Consider the following 19,776-nt stretch of genomic DNA (forward strand, 5'->3'; position numbering starts at 1 on the left):
GCATTCACCTGTGGCTTAGCTAATACAAATGGCGTGCCAACTTTTTATCTTATTGATTTTAAACAGGGTGGTTGCGAAACGTGCTGGGCATTGCTACAGTCACCTGGTTAATTACACTACTTAATGGCGAAATTCATCATGGCGCAGTACAAGGATAATCTGCTGGGCGAGGCCAACAGCTTTCTCGAGGTGCTGGAACAGGTTTCCCGGCTGGCCCCGCTGGATAAACCGGTGCTGGTCATCGGCGAGCGCGGCACCGGGAAAGAGCTTATCGCTAACCGTCTCCACTACCTCTCCAGCCGCTGGCAGGGGCCGTTTATCTCGTTGAACTGCGCGGCGCTGAACGATAATCTGCTCGACTCGGAGCTGTTCGGCCACGAAGCCGGGGCTTTCACCGGGGCCAGCAAGCGCCATCCCGGGCGCTTCGAGCGCGCCGACGGCGGGACGCTGTTTCTCGATGAGCTGGCGACAGCCCCAATGCTGGTGCAGGAGAAGCTGTTAAGAGTGATTGAATATGGCGAGCTGGAGCGCGTGGGCGGCAGCCAGCCGCTGCAGGTTAACGTCCGGCTGGTGTGCGCCACCAACGCTGACCTGCCGCAGATGGTCGAGGAAGGTCATTTTCGCGCCGACCTGCTCGACCGCCTGGCCTTCGACGTGGTACAGCTCCCCCCGCTGCGCGACCGGCAGAGCGACATCATGTTGCTCGCCAACCAGTTTGCCATCCAGATGTGCCGCGAACTCGGTCTGCCGCTGTTTCCCGGCTTTAGCGAACGAGCGACCGCGACGCTGCTCGGCTACCGCTGGCCGGGGAATATTCGCGAACTGAAGAACGTGGTTGAGCGCTCGGTGTATCGCCACGGCGACAGCGAACATGAGCTGGACGCGATTATTATTAATCCTTTTCGTCAGTCCCCCGGCTCTCCGCCGGAAGCCGCGCCCGGCGATGAGCTGCCCGCGCTACCGCTGGATCTGCGCGATTTCCAGCTCCAGCAGGAAAAACGCCTGCTGCAGCGGAGTCTGGAGCAGGCGAAGTATCATCAGAAGCAGGCGGCGGAGCTGCTGGGATTAACCTATCACCAGCTCCGCGCGCTGCTGAAAAAGCATCAGCTGTGAGAGGCGCGCGGCAGCAGCAGCGCGCTCACCGCCATCGCCCCCAGACATAAGACGGCGTTAAACCACAGGGCATACTGGGCGGCATGGGCCATGCCCAGCGGTAAAAACAGCGCGAAAAGTGACGCTGTCACGGCGATACCCATCGCCCCGCCCAGCGAGCTGCCCATCTTATAGATCCCCGAGGCGACGCCGATTTTGTTCTCCGGGGCATTGGCCACCGCGGTATCCGTCGATGGCGTGGCGTAGCAGCCCAGTCCGAGGCCAAACAGCACGTTGCTGGCGAACACCACCCCGATATACAGCGCCTTTTCGAGAAAGGTGCAGGATATCAGCGCGATGGCGATAGCGGTCAACACCGGACCGGCCATCATCGGCAGCCGGGCGCCATAGCGCTGCAGCAGCTTCTCGCCGACCCGGATCATCGCCAGGACGGTCACCAGATAGCCGAGGGTCATCATCCCGCTCTCCAGCGGCGTCAGGTGGTGCCCTTGCTGCAGCCAGATGCTGGCGATCATCATGGTGCCAATCGCCCCATTGAGCAGAAAGTTCGACAGCACTGCCGCACCGTAGGCCCGATTGCGGAACAGCGCAAAATCAATCAACGCCGCCTCGCCTTTGCGCATGCCGTTGCGGATAAATATCGTCCCCGCCGCCAGCGCCCCGGCCAGCATGGTCAACGACAGCGGGCTGCTCCAGCCCCAGCCGTGGCCCTTGCTGATAAACAGATTCACCAGCACCAGCGCAACAATCAGGCTCAGCAGACCGCCGACGTCCAGCTTATGCTGGCTGGCGCTGGCGCTGCGGCTCTCCGGCGTGCCGCGCAGCAAAAACAGCGCCAGCAGGGCAACGGCGATCGAGAAGACGAAGATCCAGCGCCAGCCCAGTCCGGTGGCGATAGCCCCGCCAACGAAGGAACAGAGACCGCTGCCGCCCCACGAGCCGATGACCCAGAAGCTGACCGCCCGCTGCCGCGCACGCCCCTCATACCAGGTCTTAATCAGCGCCAGCGTCGCCGGCATAATGCAGGCCGCTGACAGCCCCTGCAGCACCCGGCCGGCGAGGAACAGCCCCGGTCCCTGAGCGACCACCAGCATGGCGCTGCCGACGATACTCAGCCCCAGCCCAATGGTGGTCATCCGCATCCGGCCAAACTTGTCCGCCAGACCGCCGCTGGCGACCACGAAGCAGCCGCTGAACAGCGCGCTGAGACTGACGGCCAGGGTTAAGGTCTCAAGAGAGATATCAAGACTGCTTATCATCGCCGGCACCACGTTAATCACCGACTGGGCGAACAGCCAGAAGGTTAAAACGCTTAACACAATCCCCACCAGCAGGCGATCGTTGCCGACAAACGGGGTGTCGCTTATTGTGACAGTGCTCATCGCATGGCCCTCCCGTTTCTCGTGATTAGCGCAGATAGCGTTCCGTCAGGCCGCACCACAGCGCCGCGCCGGTCAGCAACAGCGCGTCGTTGAAGTCATACCCCGGGTTATGCACCATGCAGCGATCCGGCTCATCGCCAGCGCCGATGGTGAAATAGCTGCCATGCGGGTGCTGCTCCAGCATGAAGGCAAAATCTTCACTGCCCATAAACGGCTTCACCTCGCCCACCTGCTCTGCGCCAAACAGCGCTGTCGCCACCTCCCGCACCATGGCGTTCGTCGCCGGATCGTTACGCAACACCGGGCTGCCGTTGACGTGGGTCAGCGTGGCGGTGGCATTGAAGCTCTCCGCCTGGGCCACGGCGATATCATGGATCCGCTGCAGCACGGTCTCGCGCACCTGCTCATTGAGGGTGCGCACCGTGAGCTTCATCAGCACGTGATCGTTAATGATATTGGGCGCATGACCGGCCTGGATGCTGCCGACGGTCACCACCGCCGGTTCAAACGGGGTGATATTGCGCGAGACAATGGACTGTAGCGCGAGGGTAATATGGCAGGCCACCAGCGTGGCATCCACCGTATGCTCCGGCACCGCGCCGTGGCCGCCAACGCCCTTCACTTCAATATGCAGCGTATCGGAGGAGGCCATCATCGCCCCGTCGCGCAGGCCGATCTTGCCCAACGGCTGACCCGGCATATTGTGCAGGCCGAAGATGGCGTCGCAGGGGAACTGGTCAAACAGACCGTCCTCGACCATTACCCGCCCGCCGTACAGCAACTCTTCCGCGGGCTGGAAAATCAGCTGCAGCGTGCCGGTAAACTGCCGGGTGCGCGCCAGATATTCAGCTGCGTAGAGCAGCGTGGTGGTGTGCCCGTCATGGCCGCAGCCGTGAAAGCGCCCTTCAACCTGGCTTGCCCACGGCTTACCGCTCCGCTCCTGCATCGGCAGGGCATCCATATCCGCCCGCAGGCCAAGGCGTTTTTTCCCCTCGCCGACGCGCAGCGTGCCCACCACTCCGGTGCCCGCCAGGCCGCGGTGAACCTCGTATCCCCACTCGCCAAGCAGTCGGGCGACCTCGCTGCTGGTCTGGTGCTCTTCAAAGCCGATCTCCGGCTGCTGGTGGAACCGACGACGCAGAGCGATAAATTGCGCCTCGTTAACCTGCAATGCTTCTAGCAACGGATGTGTCATTTTTGTTATTCCTGTGTTGTGTTTGCACGACACTTTCGAGTTTATGCGGGTGGCTCAGCTTGCAGGCGCGCTTTTTTGTTTTATATTGACGAAAAATCAATGAGTGTTTTTCATACATATCGGTTATGACAAAAAACAACCGGTTGTTTTTTGTCTACAGAGGAGAGTCATGTGGAGCAGCATGCAGGCGACTTTAGCGTCACCGTACGCGATGTGCGTCAGCTGACCCAGCCGGAAAGCGATCTGCTGACGCTGCTGTGGGTGCTGGAGGGAAGCGTAAATCTGGCGGTGGCGGAAGGTGCGTCGCAACCGCTCGTCGCCGACGGGCTGGCGATCGTTAACCGCAACCGTCGCTGGAGCCTGCGCAGCGCCGGGGCCAACGCCGTGATGATCCTCACCCTCTCCGCCAGCTGGCTGGCCCGCCTCGATAATGCCTTTTTTGCCGTCGATTACCAGATAACGCCGCGCACCCGGGATGCCGATGACGGCCTGCGTCGCCTGATGCGCCAGCTGCTGGTGAGCGGCCTGGTCAATCATCCTGGCCATTACCGACTGGAGGCCAACCGCTGGCTGAGTGAGATAGCGCTGCTGCTGGCCACGCGCTTTAGCCAGCCCATCGCCTCCACGCCCCGGCGCGATACCGAAAAATGGAGCCGGAGAATAGCCAGCGTGGTAGCGCGGATCGACGCTAACTATCAGCGTCGCCTCTCGTTGCAGGAGGTGGCGGCCGCGGAATTTGTCTCCGAGGCCTGGCTGTCACGCTTATTTCGCAAAGAGGTCGGGGTAAGTTTTGTCCAGTACCTCACCGCGCTGCGCCTGCGCCACGCCGCCGACCAGCTATTAACCACCCGCAAAACCGTCCAGCAAATCGCCCGCGAACAGGGATTCGCCAGTACGCGAATGATGAGCGATTTGTTTAAGCGCCAGCACGGCGTGACGCCGCGCCAGTATCGTGAACAGCATCCTCTGGAGCTTGCCCGACCGCGCCCGCCGCAGGCCGATCGCTGGCAGCCGGTGGCGGCCGACCGGCTGTATGCGCGACTCAATGAGCCGGAACCACGCGACCGGGAAAGTCCCCCCCTGCCGATCAACCCACCGCAGACCCGGGAGATCAATCTGCGCGATCGTCCAGCGCGCCCCGCAGCGCTGCGCCATACCCGGATGGTGGTGACCGTGCGCGAACTGGACGATCTGCTGCGCGAAGATGTGCGCCGGGAACTCGAACAGCTGCACCACGCCCTACCGGTGTATGCCATCGATATCAACGATCCCTTTCTCAGCAGTCGGCTGTTCGGCACCGGCTGGGACGATCCGCAGATGGCCGGCTACGCCTGCTGGTACAACCTGCAGCAGATTTTTAGCTGGCTGGCGGCGATGGGCTGGCAGGTGATCCTGCACACCGGCGTCACCACCCGCAGCGACCTGCTGCAGCGCTTCCTGCAGCTCGCCGCCAACCATTTTCCGCCAGCCACGCTCAATAGCTGGCGCTTTGTCTGGCACTGGTCGCCGCAGGCCAGCGAAGCTGCGCGCCAGGCCGCCTGGCGGCAGCAGCGCGGGGTCCTTCATCGCCTGCTGCCGCAGCCGCAGCTGGGGATCTGGCACCGCTTTGCTCCCAGCGATCCCGGGAACGATCCGCTGTTCCACTCGCCGCTGCTGGCAGAGGCGGATTTTCTCGCCTGCCAGGCAGATGCCAACGAACAGCTGGATCTGGCCCAGGCAGACAGCAGCCGCCTGGCCTCCAGCGAACATTATCCGCTGCACAAGCTGCGGCAGATCCACAGCGCCCTGCGCCAGCGTCAGCTCAACCTGCCGCTGTGGCTGCTCTCCTGGAATACGCTGACCGGCGATACGCGGGATACCAACGGCCGCTTTTTTCGCGGCGCGCTGCTGATGGATAATCTGCTGGGGGTGGCGGACCAGGTCTGGCTGGCGGGCTTCTGGTTAAATTCAGGCCTCCAGGGCGAAGCTCGCGCCAACGGCAAGCTCGATACCTCCAGCCTGGCGCTGCACTATCTGCACGGCCTGCCGCGCCCGGTTTACTGGGTACTCTGGCTCTGGCGGCGGCTGCGCGGCGAGATCCTGGTTCACGATAAAAACCTGCTGCTGCTCCACCACCAGGGTCACTACCAGCTGCTGCTGCGCAATACGGTGGTCTACAATCCCTGGCTCTCCAGCGAAGCGGCCTTTATCCAGCGCTTCAGCCAGCCCTACAGCGTGCGGCTGCAGGGCCTGGATGGCAGCTGGCGCATCAAACAGCACCTGTTCGATCAGCACCACGGCGCGTTGTTCCCGCTGGTGGACGCCTTTCGCAGCCGCAGCGGCCCTGACGCCGAGGATTATCAGTGGCTGATGCATCAGGCCCGTCCGGCGCTCAGCGTGGATGAAGCCAGGCTCAATGGCTATTGGCTGCGGATCGACTCGCTGCAGAGCAACGCGCTGGCGCTGTACGAGTTTACCCCTCAGTCGCCCACAGCCCCCTGAAGTAAACCGTGAATTTTCCGCTGGCTTTCCGTCGTTGCCGGATTAAAGACCAGCAGGGAAAGATCGGGACGGCCCTCCACGGCAAAGGAGGTAAATTCCAGGTCGAGCTGACCCATCTGCGGGTGGTTAATGCGCTTATAGCCTTCTCCATGACCGGCGACGTCATGGCTTTGCCAAAAACGGGCGAACTCGACGCTCTGCTGGCTGAGCTCCGCGATCAACTGGTCAGTTTCTTTCGTGGCGCCCATCCGCGTGACGTCGGCGCGGAAGGCGTTGACGATAAGCTGCCCCACCCTCTGCCAGTCCTCCAGAGTGCAGCGGGCCTCCGGCCGGGTAAACAGGCGGCGCAGCACGTTGCGCTCCGCCAGCGGCAGTTGGCTGTAGTCGGTCAGCACCCTGGCCGCCGGCGCATTCCAGGCGATGACGTCCCAGCTGGCGGTGCGGATAATCGCCGGAATGGTGAAAGCGTCAAGCACCCGCTGCAGCCGCGGCGTCATATCATCCGTCACCGTCAGACGCGTCTGCGGCGGATGGCCAAAGGCGAGAATAAACAGATGTTCGCGCTCCGGGGTGGTCAGCCGCAGACCGCGGGCGATCCGCTCCAGCACCTCGCGGGAAGGCGCCCCGCCGCGCCCCTGTTCAAGCCAGGTATACCAGGTCGGGCTGATGCTGGCGAGCTGCGCGACCTCTTCGCGGCGCAGCCCCGGGGTGCGCCGGCGTCCCGCCGGGAAGCCAAACGTTGCCGGATCGAGACGCTGGCGGCGGGCGCGGAGAAAATCGCCTAAAGCATGGTTGTCAGAAGTGTTCATCATCTGCCTGTGGGTTCTGCCTGTTAGAATTTATACCCCGATAATGTCTCTACTTTTATAGTATGACATCGCAGGTAGGATACGCCTGAAACCCATTCAGGAGATCCATGATGCGTATATTTCTTACCGGCGCGAGCGGATTTATCGGCTCACGTATTCTTCCGGCGCTGCAGGCGTCGGGCCATAAGGTTATCGGCCTCGCGCGCAGCGAAAGCACCGCACAGGCCCTGAAGGCGGCCGGCGCCGAGGTGCATCGCGGCACGCTGGATGCCCCGGAGTCGCTGCTGGCTGGCGTCGGGAACGCCGACGCGGTGATCCATACCGCCTTCGACCACGACTTCAGCCGCTTTGCCGCTAACTGCGAGAAAGACCGCCAGGCGATCCTGGCCCTGGGCCAGGCGCTGCGAGGCAGCACGCGGCCGCTGGTGATCACCTCCGGCACGCTGATGGGCGACGACGGGAGCGGCGCCCCGGCCCGGGAGTCGTTCTTCAACTCAGCGCACCCCAGCCCGCGCACCGCCTCAGAGCTCGCCGGCCAGCAGTTGCTGGAGGCGGGAGTGGATGTCAAGGTGGTCCGCTTACCGCAGGTGCATGACACCGTGCGTCAGGGACTGCTGACCTGCTACATCGAACGCGCGGTCGCCAACGGGGCGGTAGCCCTGCGCGGCGAGGGAAGCAACCGCTGGTCAGCCGCCCATGTCGATGACGTCGCACGTCTGTATGTCAGCGCGCTGCTTCAGGGCGCGGCCGGCGAGCGCTATCATGCGGTGGCCGAAGAGGGGATCGCATTACGCGATATTGCCGCGGTAATTGCCCACGGATTAAACCTGCCGCTGACCCACCTGGATGAGTCGCAGGTCGACGCCTGGTTCGGCTGGTTTGCGCCGTTTACCGCCCTTGACCTGCGCGCCAGCTCGGCATGGACCCGCGAGCGCTTGCAGTGGCAGCCGGTTGGCCCCGGGCTGCTGGAGGACCTGCAGAATATGGACTATCATAAAGTGACACTGTCACAATAATCGAAACACGCTCCCCCTGTATCACACCCGACGGGTACGGCTAGTCGCCCGTCGGGTCATCGGCTTTCTCCCCGCTATACTGAATCTATTCTCTAGCGTCCGCACGTCGTCGCCGTTTGGTCAACCGCGGCCAAACAGAGCTGACTGGCGATATCGGCGATAAAAAGTTACCATGTTTCACTATACAGACTCGGTTCCGCGACTATTTTAATCAATTGACTGAATACTATACGCACCCGGTAACCGCATTATCCCTCAGGCTTGTTGAAGGCGGTGGTGAATGTCTATTAATCTTAATAAGATAGAGTTCAGCTCTATAATCAAACAGAAAATATGCGCCTGAAATTGTCATCTCTCCTGGCAGCCGTTTCCCTGCTGTGTGGGCCAGCTTTTGCCGCCCCTGCGCTCCCCGACCGCGCCGATATCCGCGATAGCGGTTTCGTCTATTGCGTCAGCGGCCAGGTTAATACCTTTAATCCGCAGAAAGTCAGCAGCGGCCTGATTGTCGATACGCTGGCCGCTCAGATCTACGATCGTCTGCTTGACGTCGATCCCTATACCTACCGGCTGGTCCCCGAGCTGGCGGAGAGCTGGGAAGTTCTCGATAACGGCGCCACCTACCGCTTTCACCTGCGCCGCCACGTCCCGTTTCAACGCACGGCGTGGTTTACCCCGACGCGGGACTTTAATGCCGATGACGTCATTTTTACCTTTGGCCGTATTTTTAACCGCGACCATCCGTGGCACAACGTCAACGGCAGCAGCTTCCCCTACTTCGACAGTCTGCAGTTTGCTGACAGCGTGGAGAGCGTCCGCAAGCTGGATAATCAGACCGTGGAGTTTCGCCTCAAGCGGCCGGACGCCTCGTTCCTCTGGCATCTGGCCACCCACTATGCGTCAATTACCTCTGCCGAATATGCCGCCCGCTTAACGCAGGACGACCGCCAGGAGCAACTGGATCGCCAGCCGGTTGGCACCGGCCCGTTCCAGCTATCCGATTACCGCTCCGGACAATATGTTCGCCTGCAGCGCCACCCCGGCTACTGGCGCGGCAAACCGTTGATGCCCCAGGTGGTGGTCGACCTTGGCTCCGGCGGCACCGGCCGCCTGTCGAAACTGCTAACCGGAGAATGCGACGTGCTGGCCTGGCCGGCCGCCAGCCAGTTGACGATCCTGCGTGACGACCCGCGCCTGCGCCTGACGCTGCGCCCGGGAATGAACATCGCCTGGCTGGCCTTCAACACCGCCAAGCCGCCGCTGGATAACCCTGAGGTGCGCCATGCGCTGGCGCTGGCGATTAACAACCAGCGCCTGATGCAGTCCATCTACTATGGCACCGCGGAGACGGCGGCGTCCATGCTGCCGCGGGCCTCGTGGGCCTACGATAATGACGCTAAAATTACCGAATATAATCCGCAGGAGGCCCGCGCCCGCCTGAAAGCCCTGGGGCTGGAAAACCTGACCCTCAAGCTGTGGGTGCCCACCAGCTCGCAGGCGTGGAATCCCAGCCCGCTGAAAACGGCGGAGCTTATCCAGGCGGATATGGCGCAGATTGGCGTTAAGGTGATTATTGTGCCGGTAGAGGGACGTTTCCAGGAGGCGCGCCTGATGGACATGAGCCACGACCTGACGCTCTCCGGCTGGGCGACGGACAGTAACGATCCGGACAGTTTCTTCCGACCGCTGCTAAGCTGCGCGGCCATCGCCTCGCAAACCAACTTTGCCCACTGGTGTAACCGGGAGTTTGACGACGTGCTGCAAAAAGCGCTGCTCTCGCAGCAGCTCTCCTCGCGGATGGACGCTTACAAAGAGGCGCAGCGCATCCTCGCCCGCGAACTGCCGGTCCTGCCGCTGGCCTCGTCGCTGCGGCTGCAGGCCTACCGCTATGATATGAAAGGCCTGGTGCTCAGCCCTTTCGGTAACGCTTCGTTCGCTGGCGTATCGCGGGAAAATACCGAAGAGGTGAAGAAGCCATGATTATTTTTACCCTGCGCCGTCTGCTGCTGCTGCTGATCACCCTCTTTTTTCTGACCTTTGTCGGTTTCAGCCTGAGCTATTTCACCCCTCATGCCCCACTGCAGGGCGCTTCCCTGTGGAATGCGTGGCTGTTCTGGTTTGAAGGGGTGCTGCACTGGGATTTCGGCGTCTCCAGCATTAACGGCCAGCTGATTTCTGAGCAGTTGCGCGAGGTGTTCCCAGCGACCATGGAGCTGTGCATCCTCGCCTTCGGCTTTGCCCTGCTGATAGGCATTCCGGTGGGGATGATCGCCGGCGTAATGCGCAATAAATGGCCCGATACCCTGATCAGCGCCGTTGCGCTGGTCGGTTTCTCGATCCCGGTCTTCTGGCTGGCGCTGCTCCTGACCCTCTTCTTTTCCCTGACCCTCGGCTGGCTTCCGGTCTCTGGTCGCTTCGATCTGCTGTATGAGGTGAAAAACGTCACCGGTTTCGCGCTGATCGACGCCTGGCTTTCGGACTCGCCGTGGCGCCATGAGATGATCGTCAGCGCCGCCCGGCATATGGTGCTGCCGGTATTGACCCTGGCGGTCGCCCCCACCACTGAAGTGATCCGCCTGATGCGCATTAGCACCAGCGAGGTGTATGACACTAACTATGTAAAAGCGGCCGCCACCCGCGGCGTGTCGCGACGCAAAATTCTACTGCGCCATGTCCTGCACAACGCCCTGCCGCCGGTGATCCCGCGTCTCGGCCTGCAGTTTTCCACCATGCTCACCCTGGCGATGATCACTGAGATGGTGTTCAGCTGGCCTGGACTAGGCCGCTGGCTGATCAACGCTATTCGCCAGCAGGACTACGCGGCGATCTCCGCCGGAGTGATGGTGATTGGCGCGCTGGTGATTATTGTCAACGTAATTTCCGATATTCTCGGTGCCATGGCTAACCCACTGAAACATAAGGAATGGTATGCCCTACGATAGCACCTACAAAATAATTATTTTTGTCAATTAAAAACAATGGGTTAAATTTTTAAATTGTGCATTTTTCCTGATTTTAATACACAATTTTGTACACAATGTTTTTGACGTCATCTCCGACAGTCATCAGTTAGATGGCTGTCGGACTTCCCTTCCTACGTTTCCCCCACACCTTCTATACTTTCAGTCTGAAGACTGGAGGTAACCATGTGCGGACGATTTGCCCAATCACAGACACGCGAAGAATACCTGGCTTATCTTGCAGAAGAAGCTGAGCGGGATATCGCCTATGATCCAGAACCAATCGGCCGGTACAACGTGGCGCCGGGGACTAAAGTTTTGCTTCTGAGCGAACGAGACGAACAGCTGCACCTCGATCCGGTTCACTGGGGTTACGCACCCGGCTGGTGGGATAAACCACCCTTGATTAATGCCAGGGTTGAGACCGCAGCCAACAGCAGAATGTTTAAACCCCTGTGGCAGCACGGTCGAGCGATCTGCTTTGCCGATGGATGGTTTGAGTGGAAGCGTGTAGGTGACAAGAAGCAGCCCTATTTCATCCATCGTAAGGATGGTCAGCCGATTTTTATGGCGGCTATCGGCAGCGTACCTTTCGAGCGTGGGGATGAAGCAGAGGGATTTTTGATTGTGACCGCTGCGGCTGATAAGGGTCTTGTTGATATTCACGACCGCCGGCCGCTGGTAATGACGCAGGAAGCAGCGCGCGAATGGATGCGCCAGGATATAGGCGGGAAGGAAGCTGAAAAGATAGCAGCCGACGGAGCTGTGTCCGCCGACAAGTTTATCTGGCACTGCGTGACGCGCGCCGTGGGTAACGCAAAGAATCAGGGTCCGGAGTTGATTGAGCCTCTAAATTAATAATCTTCCTATTATCTTGCCTTGACAGCCTACATAATACTCGGCAAGACTATGAAGTGTGCTAATTTATAATCATCTTTTTTTATAAATCACAACAACTTTGGAATTTAAAAAATGATTACTACAGAGCAGCATTTTAATGAAGCAAAAGACTTGCTAAATTTTTTATGTAGTTGGAATAATAACTTGAGCGGTTACGTTTTTAGAGGGCATTCAGATGAGAGCTTTCAATTATTACCATCAGTCTTGAGAGATAACTCAAGGTATTTAGCTGATAATCAATATCCAAGAACCAAAGTGCCTGGGCAGTTGCGAAATTCAGATCGTGAATGGCATCAAATTCAGCATGAGCGAATAATTCTGAGGGACTTTTACAAGTTAGCAGATAATCATGGCCTTAAAGTTCCTAACGTAGAAAAATTACGTAATTCTTTAATAGGAAGATATGACTATAATTTTACACAGCAAGGTAGAATCGAATGGCTTTCTCAAGATATATTAGAAGTCGCAGCATTAGCCCAGCACTATGGTATACCTACACGTTTATTGGATTGGTCATATGATCCTTTTGTTTCTTCCTACTTTGCAGCAAGTGGCGTCACTGATGATTCAGGTAATTTGGCAGTATGGTGCTTCAATGCTGAATATTTGTCCACGTGGTTAAATCTCAACTCGCGATTAAAATTAAAATTAATTATCCCTCCATACTCTGAAAACAGCAATTTATCTGCGCAACGAGGCTTATTTACACACATGCCTGTTGAATTCGATTTTTCAAATAATGATAATGCTTCAATCCCTGTTGACCGGACTCCTTTAGATATCAAACTTGATAATATACTTCCTCCAGAGCCATACACGCAAAATAGAGAAAAAATATTTTTAAAACTCACATTACCATGCTCCAAAGCAAAAGATCTTCTAAAATTCTTACTTCAACAAGGTTATGGGGAAGCCCGCATTTACCCTGGATATAAGGGAATAGCTAATCAAGTTATGAGAAAATACAAATAGCTAAAATAGCAGGTTGCAAAAAATGTTTTTTGCAACCTGTGAAATGTATTACTAATATCAATCGTTATTTTAATATCATCTTACTATTAATAAATCACAATATCTCGTTGTATAACGGGGTGATAGCATGTCACGCTTCATCTGCCAGGCTGTCTGGATCCCCTGCCCTGCAAAATACAGCGTACCCCTGCCATCCTTCGCATTGAGATGATCGAGTACTTCCATGAGCTTTTCACTGTTCTTCCGTGGCGCGTTATCGTCGAAGAGGTTGAGCTGCGCTACGCCCTGGCTGTAGAAATCCCCCAGCATTACTCCTGCTTTCTGGTAGCGATGCCCGTCTCGCCAGATTACATCGAGGCATTTCGTCGCCGCGGTGATGATGTCCCGACTGTCCTGGGTCGGGGTCAATAGTTTCACTGATGCACTATTGCCGTAGTACGGCTCATTCAGCGCAAAAGGGCTGGTTTTAACGAACGCAGAGATAAAGCGGCAGTACTGATGTTCACCACGGAGTTTCTCCGCGGCACGGGATGCGTATAAGCATATCGCCTGGCGTATCTCTTCGTAGGTGGAAATCCGCTGCCCGAAGCTGCGACTACAGACAATCTCCTGCTTTACCGGCGCGAACTCCTCCAGCCCGAGGCATGGTTCGCCACGCAGCTCCCGCACGGTTCGCTCCAGAACCAGATTAAAATGCTTCCGGATAAAACGGATATCGGTATCAGCCAGTTGAAGCACTGTTTTAATGCCCATTGCCTCCAGTTTTTTACTGATGCGGCGCCCGACTCCCCAGACCTCATCCACCGGAAGCAAAGCCATCAACTTCCTCTGTCTTTCCTGATTAGACAGATCCACCACTCCTCCGGTCTGCCGCTGCCACTGTTTCGCCGCGTGATTGGCCAGCTTTGCCAGGGTTTTAGTCTGGGCTATGCCGACGCCGACCGTGAGGTGCGTCCTGCGCAGAACCGTCTCGCGAATTTCCCTGCCAAAATCGGTAAGATCGCGACAGTTACGCACACCAGTAAGATCGCAAAATGCCTCATCAATACTGTAAATTTCACAGCGTGGAGAGAGTTCCTCCAGCGTTGTCATCACTCGGTTGGACATATCGGCATAAAGCTCATAGTTGCTGCTAAACGCGATAATACCGTGCCGGCGAAACATGTCCTTTTGCTTGAAATAAGGTTCACCCATTTTGACGAAGGGCTTCGCCTCTGGCGAGCGGGCGATCACACAGCCGTCGTTGTTTGACAGAACGACCACCGGACGCCCTTTCAGATCAGGACGAAATACGGTCTCGCACGATGCATAAAATGAATTCACATCACAAAGCGCAAACATCTTAGCCAGCTGATTTAATGATGTACGTAACCACCCCGAACACGTCGAGAGTGTCCTCACTACCGACGACTATTGGCGAATATGCAGGGTTCATTGGGTTAAGCTGAACCCGCGGATGCAGCTGCAGCTTCTTAACGGTAAATTCCCCATCCACAGCAGCAATAACGATATCGCCATGAACTGCTGTCCTTGAGCTATCCACAACCAGAAGATCCCCTTCCCCTATGCCGGCGTCTTTCATGCTGTCGCCGGCGGCTTTGACAAAATACGTCGCACTGGGGTGGTTAACGAGCAACTCGTTCAGATCGATACGTTGCTCAACATAATCCTGTGCAGGGCTTGGAAAACCACATTGCACAAGGTCACTGTACAACGGGATCAGCATGATCTCACGTAACTCAACGGGCGTGTAAAACTGCATAATTGACTCGCTCAGATTAATGTCGCGGTAGGGATACCCGTTACCGGATACCCCCCGCACAGATCCCGGCGTGCGCGATTTACGCACCGGGCTCCTGCCTCGGGTGTCTGGCGGTGAACCGCTCCACAGGCCATGGATGAAGAACCCGAACCCTTGGTAGCCATGCGGCTGCCAGTTTGTTTGCTTTCGTCCAGGTCGTATCATCCTTCTGGCTCCTGCGCCTGAGCGCCCGGCGCCAGAGGTTTGTTACGTGTGTCCTGAACTTCTGCATGGTGGGGAAGTTGCCCGGTACCGAGTGATAGTTCAGGTATCCCTGAACCACTCTCCTGAGCCATTTTCCCTGTTCGGGGATTGAGTAATGCCAGCGCCTTCGCAGACCGTCTTTGATGGCTTTCAGAGTTGCCGTCATCCGATCCCGGCGGGTCTTTCGTATCAGCATGAACCTGCCGTTGCGATCTTTCCCGCTGATGTGCGTGAACCCGAGGAAGTTGAACGTTTCTGGTTTGCCTTTTCCCCTGATGGCACGGTTTTCGGCAGCGAAGCGGCCGAACTCCATCAGACGGGTTTTCTCCGGGTGAACCGTGAGTCCGAACTCCCTCAGTCTGCGCTGCATGGCTATACGGAAGCGCCGGGCATCGTATCGTTTGTCGAACCCGATGACGATGTCATCGGCGTATCTGACCATTACCACATTGCCTGTGGCATAGCGACGTCGCCACTGATGCGCCCACAGATCGAAGACGTAGTGGAGGTATATGTTTGCCAGCAGCGGTGAGATGACCGCACCCTGTGGGGTGCCTTCCTCCGTTGCTCGCCATTGACCCTCCTCCGACGTCCCGGCTGTGAGCCACTTACGTATGAGCCTGATTACCCTCCGGTCGCCGATCCGATGCTCTGTGAACCTGATCAGCCATTCGTGGCTCACCCTGTCGAAGAACTGACTGATGTCGGCATCCAGTACCCAGTTTACGTTAGTGCGTACCAGCCCTGTGGCCAGTGCGTCCAGTGCATCGTGCTGGCTTCGCCCGGGTCTGAACCCGTATGAGAACCCCATAAAGTCGTTTTCATAGACTGCGTTCAGGATTTTCACCAGCGCATACTGGACGATCTTGTCCTCCAGCGAGGCGATGCCGAGCGGGCGTTGTTTTCCATCCGCTTTTGGGATGTAGTGACGCCTGCCGGGCTGCGCCCTGTAGCTGCCCTGATGTAGCCTCCGGTGCAGATCTGTTATGTTGTTCTTCATGTTTCCGGCGTAGTCCATCCACCTGATGCCATCCACTCCGGCGGCCGCTTTCCTGCTCAGGGAGAGGAATGCGGCTTCCAGTGCTTCGACTGTCAGCAGGTGGAACAATGCTGTAAACCGTTCTTTCTTCCGCTGCTTCGCAGCTTCCCGCACGCGTGACAGCCTCTGTGACATGCTTTCCCGGCTCTGTGTCCGGCGCATGTGTGGCTGTTCCGCGTTTCCCTTGGCCCCGCTCCTTCGCTCCACTGACTCCGCTCCTTTCGGGTTGTTCGCCTGCTTCGCCGCTACTATGAGCGAGTCCGACTTCTCCTCTCCGTACATCACCGGCTATGACTCCTCGTCTTCCCGGTGCGGGCCATCTCCGACACTGGCAGATGGTCAGAGGGGAGATCTCCCGGTTCCCGCGTAGAGATCGTATTGACATGCCAGGGTCTCAGACCCCGCCGGGTCCATGTGGCACTCGCAGTATCGCACCCTATGATGTTGCCTTCCGTTAACAGTACAACGTCGGCACCCGGTAATTTAATATACATTTCGTGGCTCAATGGCTGGCCTGTCAACACCCCTGTCAACGCTTCGCCCCATACCTCGCGGTATGCAACGCATGACTCGGGGACCTTGTGGATTGCTGGTCCTTCAATGGTCGGGGACTTTCACCCCTTGATCTCTAACCGGTCTCCCGGCGCACACTGAATATATATACAGTAGTTTTAACAGAGCGACAGATCAATATAGGTTCTGGCTATCAATTTATGTCATTGCCGTAACACATTGATGTAACGAGTAAGGTAAGTCTTAAAGTGTTTTTAGGCCTTAGCTGTTTGATGGTTTTGCGAACAATGCGAGGTTAAAATTTTTCAGCTATGGCAATGCCCTCATAGCGAATTGCTCACCTGCGATCTCTTGCATACGGTTCGCAGGTGAGCAAACTTAACCGGCTGGAAAATATTTATAAATCGTCTTCACTCCCACCCCTATCACATCGGCTACCAAACCAATGTTTTAACTGCTCAGACCAGAAATATCTGGAAGCTTTAGGCATCTTCTTGGAAGATAGACGAGCGCAAAGACGCACACAGCAATGATGTTATGTAGTATTTTCCCCTTGAGTGTGCCTGCTCAAGGGGATTTTTTATCGCCGTATTGTACTGGCAAATATTTGTAAATAGTCTTCACCCCCACGCCTGTCACATCGGCCACACGCGACTGGACAGGCGGTTAGTCCGGTATGTTTCTCGCGCTACTACTGCTTACGTTAACGTCTGGTAATGATCTAGCGGCGCGACGTAAAGCGGCGTTGAAAGCAATTATAGTGACCGGCCGGCGATGGTACTTCACACGGTTAGAATGACTCTGAAATAAATAAACATCTTCTGGATAGCGTTCTCTTCTACGAGCAATCATCGCCTCCACTGGAGGGGTTGATTTAACACGTAGCTCCTTCAGGTGACCCTGTTTTCGTATCAGTATCAAGTCACCATCAATATCATCATATCGAATACTCAGCAGCCTTCCAGCGCTTAAACCCGTGTGAAAAATTAACGCCCACAAGTCAGCCCATGTATCTGAGATGGAAACAAGACTGCTGTTAATAGTTAAAAATTGCTCAAAACTTATTGTTTTCTTACCGTTCACGAACAAACCAAACTGTTTTCAAAGCTGAATGAATTGATTAAGCCAAACGTAACATATCAGGAAAAGTAGTGAAATCTTTGTCTTCAAGTCGCCGGGAGGTACTTGTAGATTGTTTTCACGTCTACACCTATCACATCGGCTACCTGCTGCCGGGTAGCGCCGTTCTCCAGCATTCGGCGGCACCGCTCCACCACTTCTTCAGTCATTACCCGGCGGCGGCCGCCGACTCTCCCCTGCTCCCTAGCAGCGGCTAATCCGGCTCGGGTACGCTCCACTATTAACTCGCGCTCCATTTCCGCCAGGGCGCTCATGACGTGGAAGAAAAAGCGGCCTGCTGGGGTACTGGTATCAATGCTGTCGGTCAGGCTGCGAAAATTCACCCCGCGCGCCTGCAGCTCCGACACGAGCGTAATCAGATCGCGCACGCTGCGGCCCAGCCGGTCAAGTTTCCAGACCACCAGCACATCGCCCGGGCGGAGCCGCCGCAGCGCTCGCTTTAACCCTGGCCGCCGGGCATTCTTCCCGCTGGCCATATCCTCGAAAACCGGCACTGTTGCAAAGTTAGCGATGAGGCAGCCTTTTGTCTTATTCAAAGGCCTTACATTTCAAAAACTCTGCTTACCAGGCGCATTTCGCCCAGGGGATCACCATAATAAAATGCTGAGGCCTGGCCTTTGCGTAGTGCACGCATCACCTCAATACCTTTGATGGTGGCGTAAGCCGTCTTCATGGATTTAAATCCCAGCGTGGCGCCGATTATCCGTTTCAGTTTGCCATGATCGCATTCAATCACGTTGTTCCGGTACTTAATCTGTCGGTGTTCAACGTCAGACGGGCACCGGCCTTCGCGTTTGAGCAGAGCAAGCGCGCGACCATAGGCGGGCGCTTTATCCGTGTTGATGAATCGCGGGATCTGCCACTTCTTCACGTTGTTGAGGATTTTACCCAGAAACCGGTATGCAGCTTTGCTGTTACGACGGGAGGAGAGATAAAAATCGACAGTGCGGCCCCGGCTGTCGACGGCCCGGTACAGATACGCCCAGCGGCCATTGACCTTCACGTAGGTTTCATCCATGTGCCACGGGCAAAGATCGGAAGGGTTACGCCAGTACCAGCGCAGCCGTTTTTCCATTTCAGGCGCATAACGCTGAACCCAGCGGTAAATCGTGGAGTGATCGACATTCACTCCGCGTTCAGCCAGCATCTCCTGCAGCTCACGGTAACTGATGCCGTATTTGCAGTACCAGCGTACGGCCCACAGAATGATGTCACGCTGAAAATGCCGGCCTTTGAATGGGTTCATGTGCAGCTCCATCAGCAAAAGGGGATGATAAGTTTATCACCACCGACTATTTGCAACAGTGCCATGTTTCCGGTGCGGGGCTCAAGAAAAATCCCATCCCCGGATCGAGGATGAGCCGGTCGGCAGCGACCCCGCTCCGTCGCAAGGCGGAAACCCGCGCCTCGAAGAACCGCACAATCTCGTCGAGCGCGTCTTCGGGTCGAAGGTGACCGGTGCGGGTGGCGATGCCATCCCGCTGCGCTGAGTGCATAACCACCAGCCTGCAGTCCGCCTCAGCAATATCGGGATAGAGCGCAGGGTCAGGAAATCCTTGGATATCGTTCAGGTAGCCCACGCCGCGCTTGAGCGCATAGCGCTGGGTTTCCGGTTGGAAGCTGTCGATTGAAACACGGTGCATCTGATCGGACAGGGCGTCTAAGAGCGGCGCAATACGTCTGATCTCATCGGCCGGCGATACAGGCCTCGCGTCCGGATGGCTGGCGGCCGGTCCGACATCCACGACGTCTGATCCGACTCGCAGCATTTCGATCGCCGCGGTGACAGCGCCGGCGGGGTCTAGCCGCCGGCTCTCATCGAAGAAGGAGTCCTCGGTGAGATTCAGAATGCCGAACACCGTCACCATGGCGTCGGCCTCCGCAGCGACTTCCACGATGGGGATCGGGCGAGCAAAAAGGCAGCAATTATGAGCCCCATACCTACAAAGCCCCACGCATCAAGCTTTTGCCCATGAAGCAACCAGGCAATGGCTGTAATTATGACGACGCCGAGTCCCGACCAGACTGCATAAGCAACACCGACAGGGATGGATTTCAGAACCAGAGAAAGAAAATAAAATGCGATGCCATAACCGATTATGACAACGGCGGAAGGGGCAAGCTTAGTAAAGCCCTCGCTAGATTTTAATGCGGATGTTGCGATTACTTCGCCAACTATTGCGATAACAAGAAAAAGCCAGCCTTTCATGATATATCTCCCAATTTGTGTAGGGCTTATTATGCACGCTTAAAA

At 57.0% G+C, this 19,776-nt stretch carries 17 protein-coding genes and 1 pseudogene; 7 read left to right on the forward strand and 11 right to left on the reverse strand.

Annotation, left to right across the window (positions count from 1 at the left end):
• The first annotated feature begins 123 nt into the window (after nucleotides 1–123).
• A complete protein-coding gene (gene pspF / locus KB892_RS14155) occupies nucleotides 124–1,113 on the forward strand; it encodes a phage shock protein operon transcriptional activator (protein ID WP_004148137.1) in 990 nt (329 codons plus the stop codon).
• Here pspF and KB892_RS14160 read toward each other — a convergent pair.
• Complete coding sequence (locus KB892_RS14160) at nucleotides 1,104–2,495, reverse strand: MFS transporter (RefSeq protein WP_002901901.1); 1,392 nt, start codon at nucleotides 2,493–2,495, stop codon at nucleotides 1,104–1,106. The two genes, pspF and KB892_RS14160, sit on opposite strands and share 10 nt — an antisense overlap.
• A gap of 25 nt (nucleotides 2,496–2,520) precedes the next feature.
• The gene (locus tag KB892_RS14165) at nucleotides 2,521–3,690 is read right to left on the reverse strand and encodes a M20 aminoacylase family protein (RefSeq protein ID WP_002901900.1); all 1,170 of its coding nucleotides are present in this window, start codon (nucleotides 3,688–3,690) and stop codon (nucleotides 2,521–2,523) included.
• Nucleotides 3,691–3,861: 171 nt separating this feature from the next.
• Here KB892_RS14165 and KB892_RS14170 point away from each other — a divergent pair, with 171 nt between their 5' ends.
• On the forward strand, nucleotides 3,862–6,171 hold the full coding sequence (locus KB892_RS14170; protein WP_004152126.1) for a helix-turn-helix domain-containing protein: 2,310 nt from the start codon (nucleotides 3,862–3,864) through the stop codon (nucleotides 6,169–6,171).
• On the opposite strand, the gene KB892_RS14175 is transcribed toward KB892_RS14170, so the two are convergent.
• Nucleotides 6,150–6,980: a helix-turn-helix transcriptional regulator gene (locus KB892_RS14175; RefSeq protein ID WP_004171423.1), complete on the reverse strand. Its 831-nt coding sequence runs from the start codon at nucleotides 6,978–6,980 to the stop codon at nucleotides 6,150–6,152. The two genes, KB892_RS14170 and KB892_RS14175, sit on opposite strands and share 22 nt — an antisense overlap.
• A 107-nt stretch (nucleotides 6,981–7,087) precedes the next feature.
• Between KB892_RS14175 and KB892_RS14180 the strand changes: the two genes are divergently transcribed.
• The 5 genes from KB892_RS14180 (at nucleotide 7,088) to KB892_RS14200 (ending at nucleotide 12,825) form a co-directional block, all read left to right on the forward strand.
• On the forward strand, nucleotides 7,088–7,996 hold the full coding sequence (locus KB892_RS14180) for an SDR family oxidoreductase (RefSeq protein ID WP_004231410.1): 909 nt from the start codon (nucleotides 7,088–7,090) through the stop codon (nucleotides 7,994–7,996).
• Between the two features lie 333 nt (nucleotides 7,997–8,329).
• A complete protein-coding gene (sapA, locus tag KB892_RS14185; protein ID WP_002901817.1) occupies nucleotides 8,330–9,973 on the forward strand; it encodes an ABC transporter substrate-binding protein SapA in 1,644 nt (547 codons plus the stop codon).
• Nucleotides 9,970–10,935: a putrescine export ABC transporter permease SapB gene (gene sapB, locus KB892_RS14190; protein WP_002901816.1), complete on the forward strand. Its 966-nt coding sequence runs from the start codon at nucleotides 9,970–9,972 to the stop codon at nucleotides 10,933–10,935. The genes sapA and sapB overlap by 4 nt, the downstream gene beginning before the upstream one ends.
• Nucleotides 10,936–11,139: 204 nt before the next feature.
• Nucleotides 11,140–11,811 (forward strand): SOS response-associated peptidase, encoded by a 672-nt coding sequence (locus KB892_RS14195; protein ID WP_002901815.1) that lies wholly within the window; start codon nucleotides 11,140–11,142, stop codon nucleotides 11,809–11,811.
• Between the two features lie 114 nt (nucleotides 11,812–11,925).
• Entirely contained in the window at nucleotides 11,926–12,825 is a 900-nt protein-coding gene (locus KB892_RS14200; RefSeq protein ID WP_022644628.1) for an FRG domain-containing protein, read from the forward strand.
• Between the two features lie 75 nt (nucleotides 12,826–12,900).
• Here the strand turns inward: KB892_RS14200 and KB892_RS14205 are convergent, their stop codons facing one another.
• The 8 genes and pseudogenes from KB892_RS14205 to KB892_RS14235 form a co-directional block, all read right to left on the reverse strand.
• Nucleotides 12,901–14,166: a Y-family DNA polymerase gene (locus KB892_RS14205; RefSeq protein WP_002901813.1), complete on the reverse strand. Its 1,266-nt coding sequence runs from the start codon at nucleotides 14,164–14,166 to the stop codon at nucleotides 12,901–12,903.
• Between the two features lies 1 nt (nucleotide 14,167).
• A complete protein-coding gene (locus KB892_RS14210; RefSeq protein WP_002901812.1) occupies nucleotides 14,168–14,587 on the reverse strand; it encodes a translesion error-prone DNA polymerase V autoproteolytic subunit in 420 nt (139 codons plus the stop codon).
• Between the two features lie 79 nt (nucleotides 14,588–14,666).
• The gene (gene ltrA, locus KB892_RS14215; protein ID WP_004178082.1) at nucleotides 14,667–16,154 is read right to left on the reverse strand and encodes a group II intron reverse transcriptase/maturase; all 1,488 of its coding nucleotides are present in this window, start codon (nucleotides 16,152–16,154) and stop codon (nucleotides 14,667–14,669) included.
• Nucleotides 16,155–17,048: 894 nt separating this feature from the next.
• Nucleotides 17,049–17,471, reverse strand: a complete 423-nt coding sequence (locus KB892_RS31155) for a site-specific integrase (protein ID WP_004152776.1) — start codon at nucleotides 17,469–17,471, stop codon at nucleotides 17,049–17,051.
• Nucleotides 17,472–17,548: 77 nt separating this feature from the next.
• Nucleotides 17,549–18,058, reverse strand: a complete 510-nt coding sequence (locus tag KB892_RS14220) for a recombinase family protein (RefSeq protein ID WP_004152779.1) — start codon at nucleotides 18,056–18,058, stop codon at nucleotides 17,549–17,551.
• 5 nt (nucleotides 18,059–18,063) lie between these two features.
• Entirely contained in the window at nucleotides 18,064–18,768 is a 705-nt protein-coding gene (locus KB892_RS14225) for an IS6-like element IS26 family transposase (protein ID WP_001067855.1), read from the reverse strand.
• Between the two features lie 64 nt (nucleotides 18,769–18,832).
• Nucleotides 18,833–19,390, reverse strand: a pseudogene (folP, locus tag KB892_RS14230) (dihydropteroate synthase); the annotation flags it as partial.
• Nucleotides 19,384–19,731 (reverse strand): quaternary ammonium compound efflux SMR transporter QacE delta 1, encoded by a 348-nt coding sequence (locus tag KB892_RS14235; protein ID WP_000679427.1) that lies wholly within the window; start codon nucleotides 19,729–19,731, stop codon nucleotides 19,384–19,386. The pseudogene folP and the gene KB892_RS14235, both read right to left, overlap by 7 nt.
• Between the last annotated feature and the right edge of the window lie 45 nt (nucleotides 19,732–19,776).

Source organism: Klebsiella sp. P1927 (assembly GCF_018204675.1).
Classification (GTDB): Bacteria; Pseudomonadota; Gammaproteobacteria; order Enterobacterales; family Enterobacteriaceae; genus Klebsiella; species Klebsiella pneumoniae.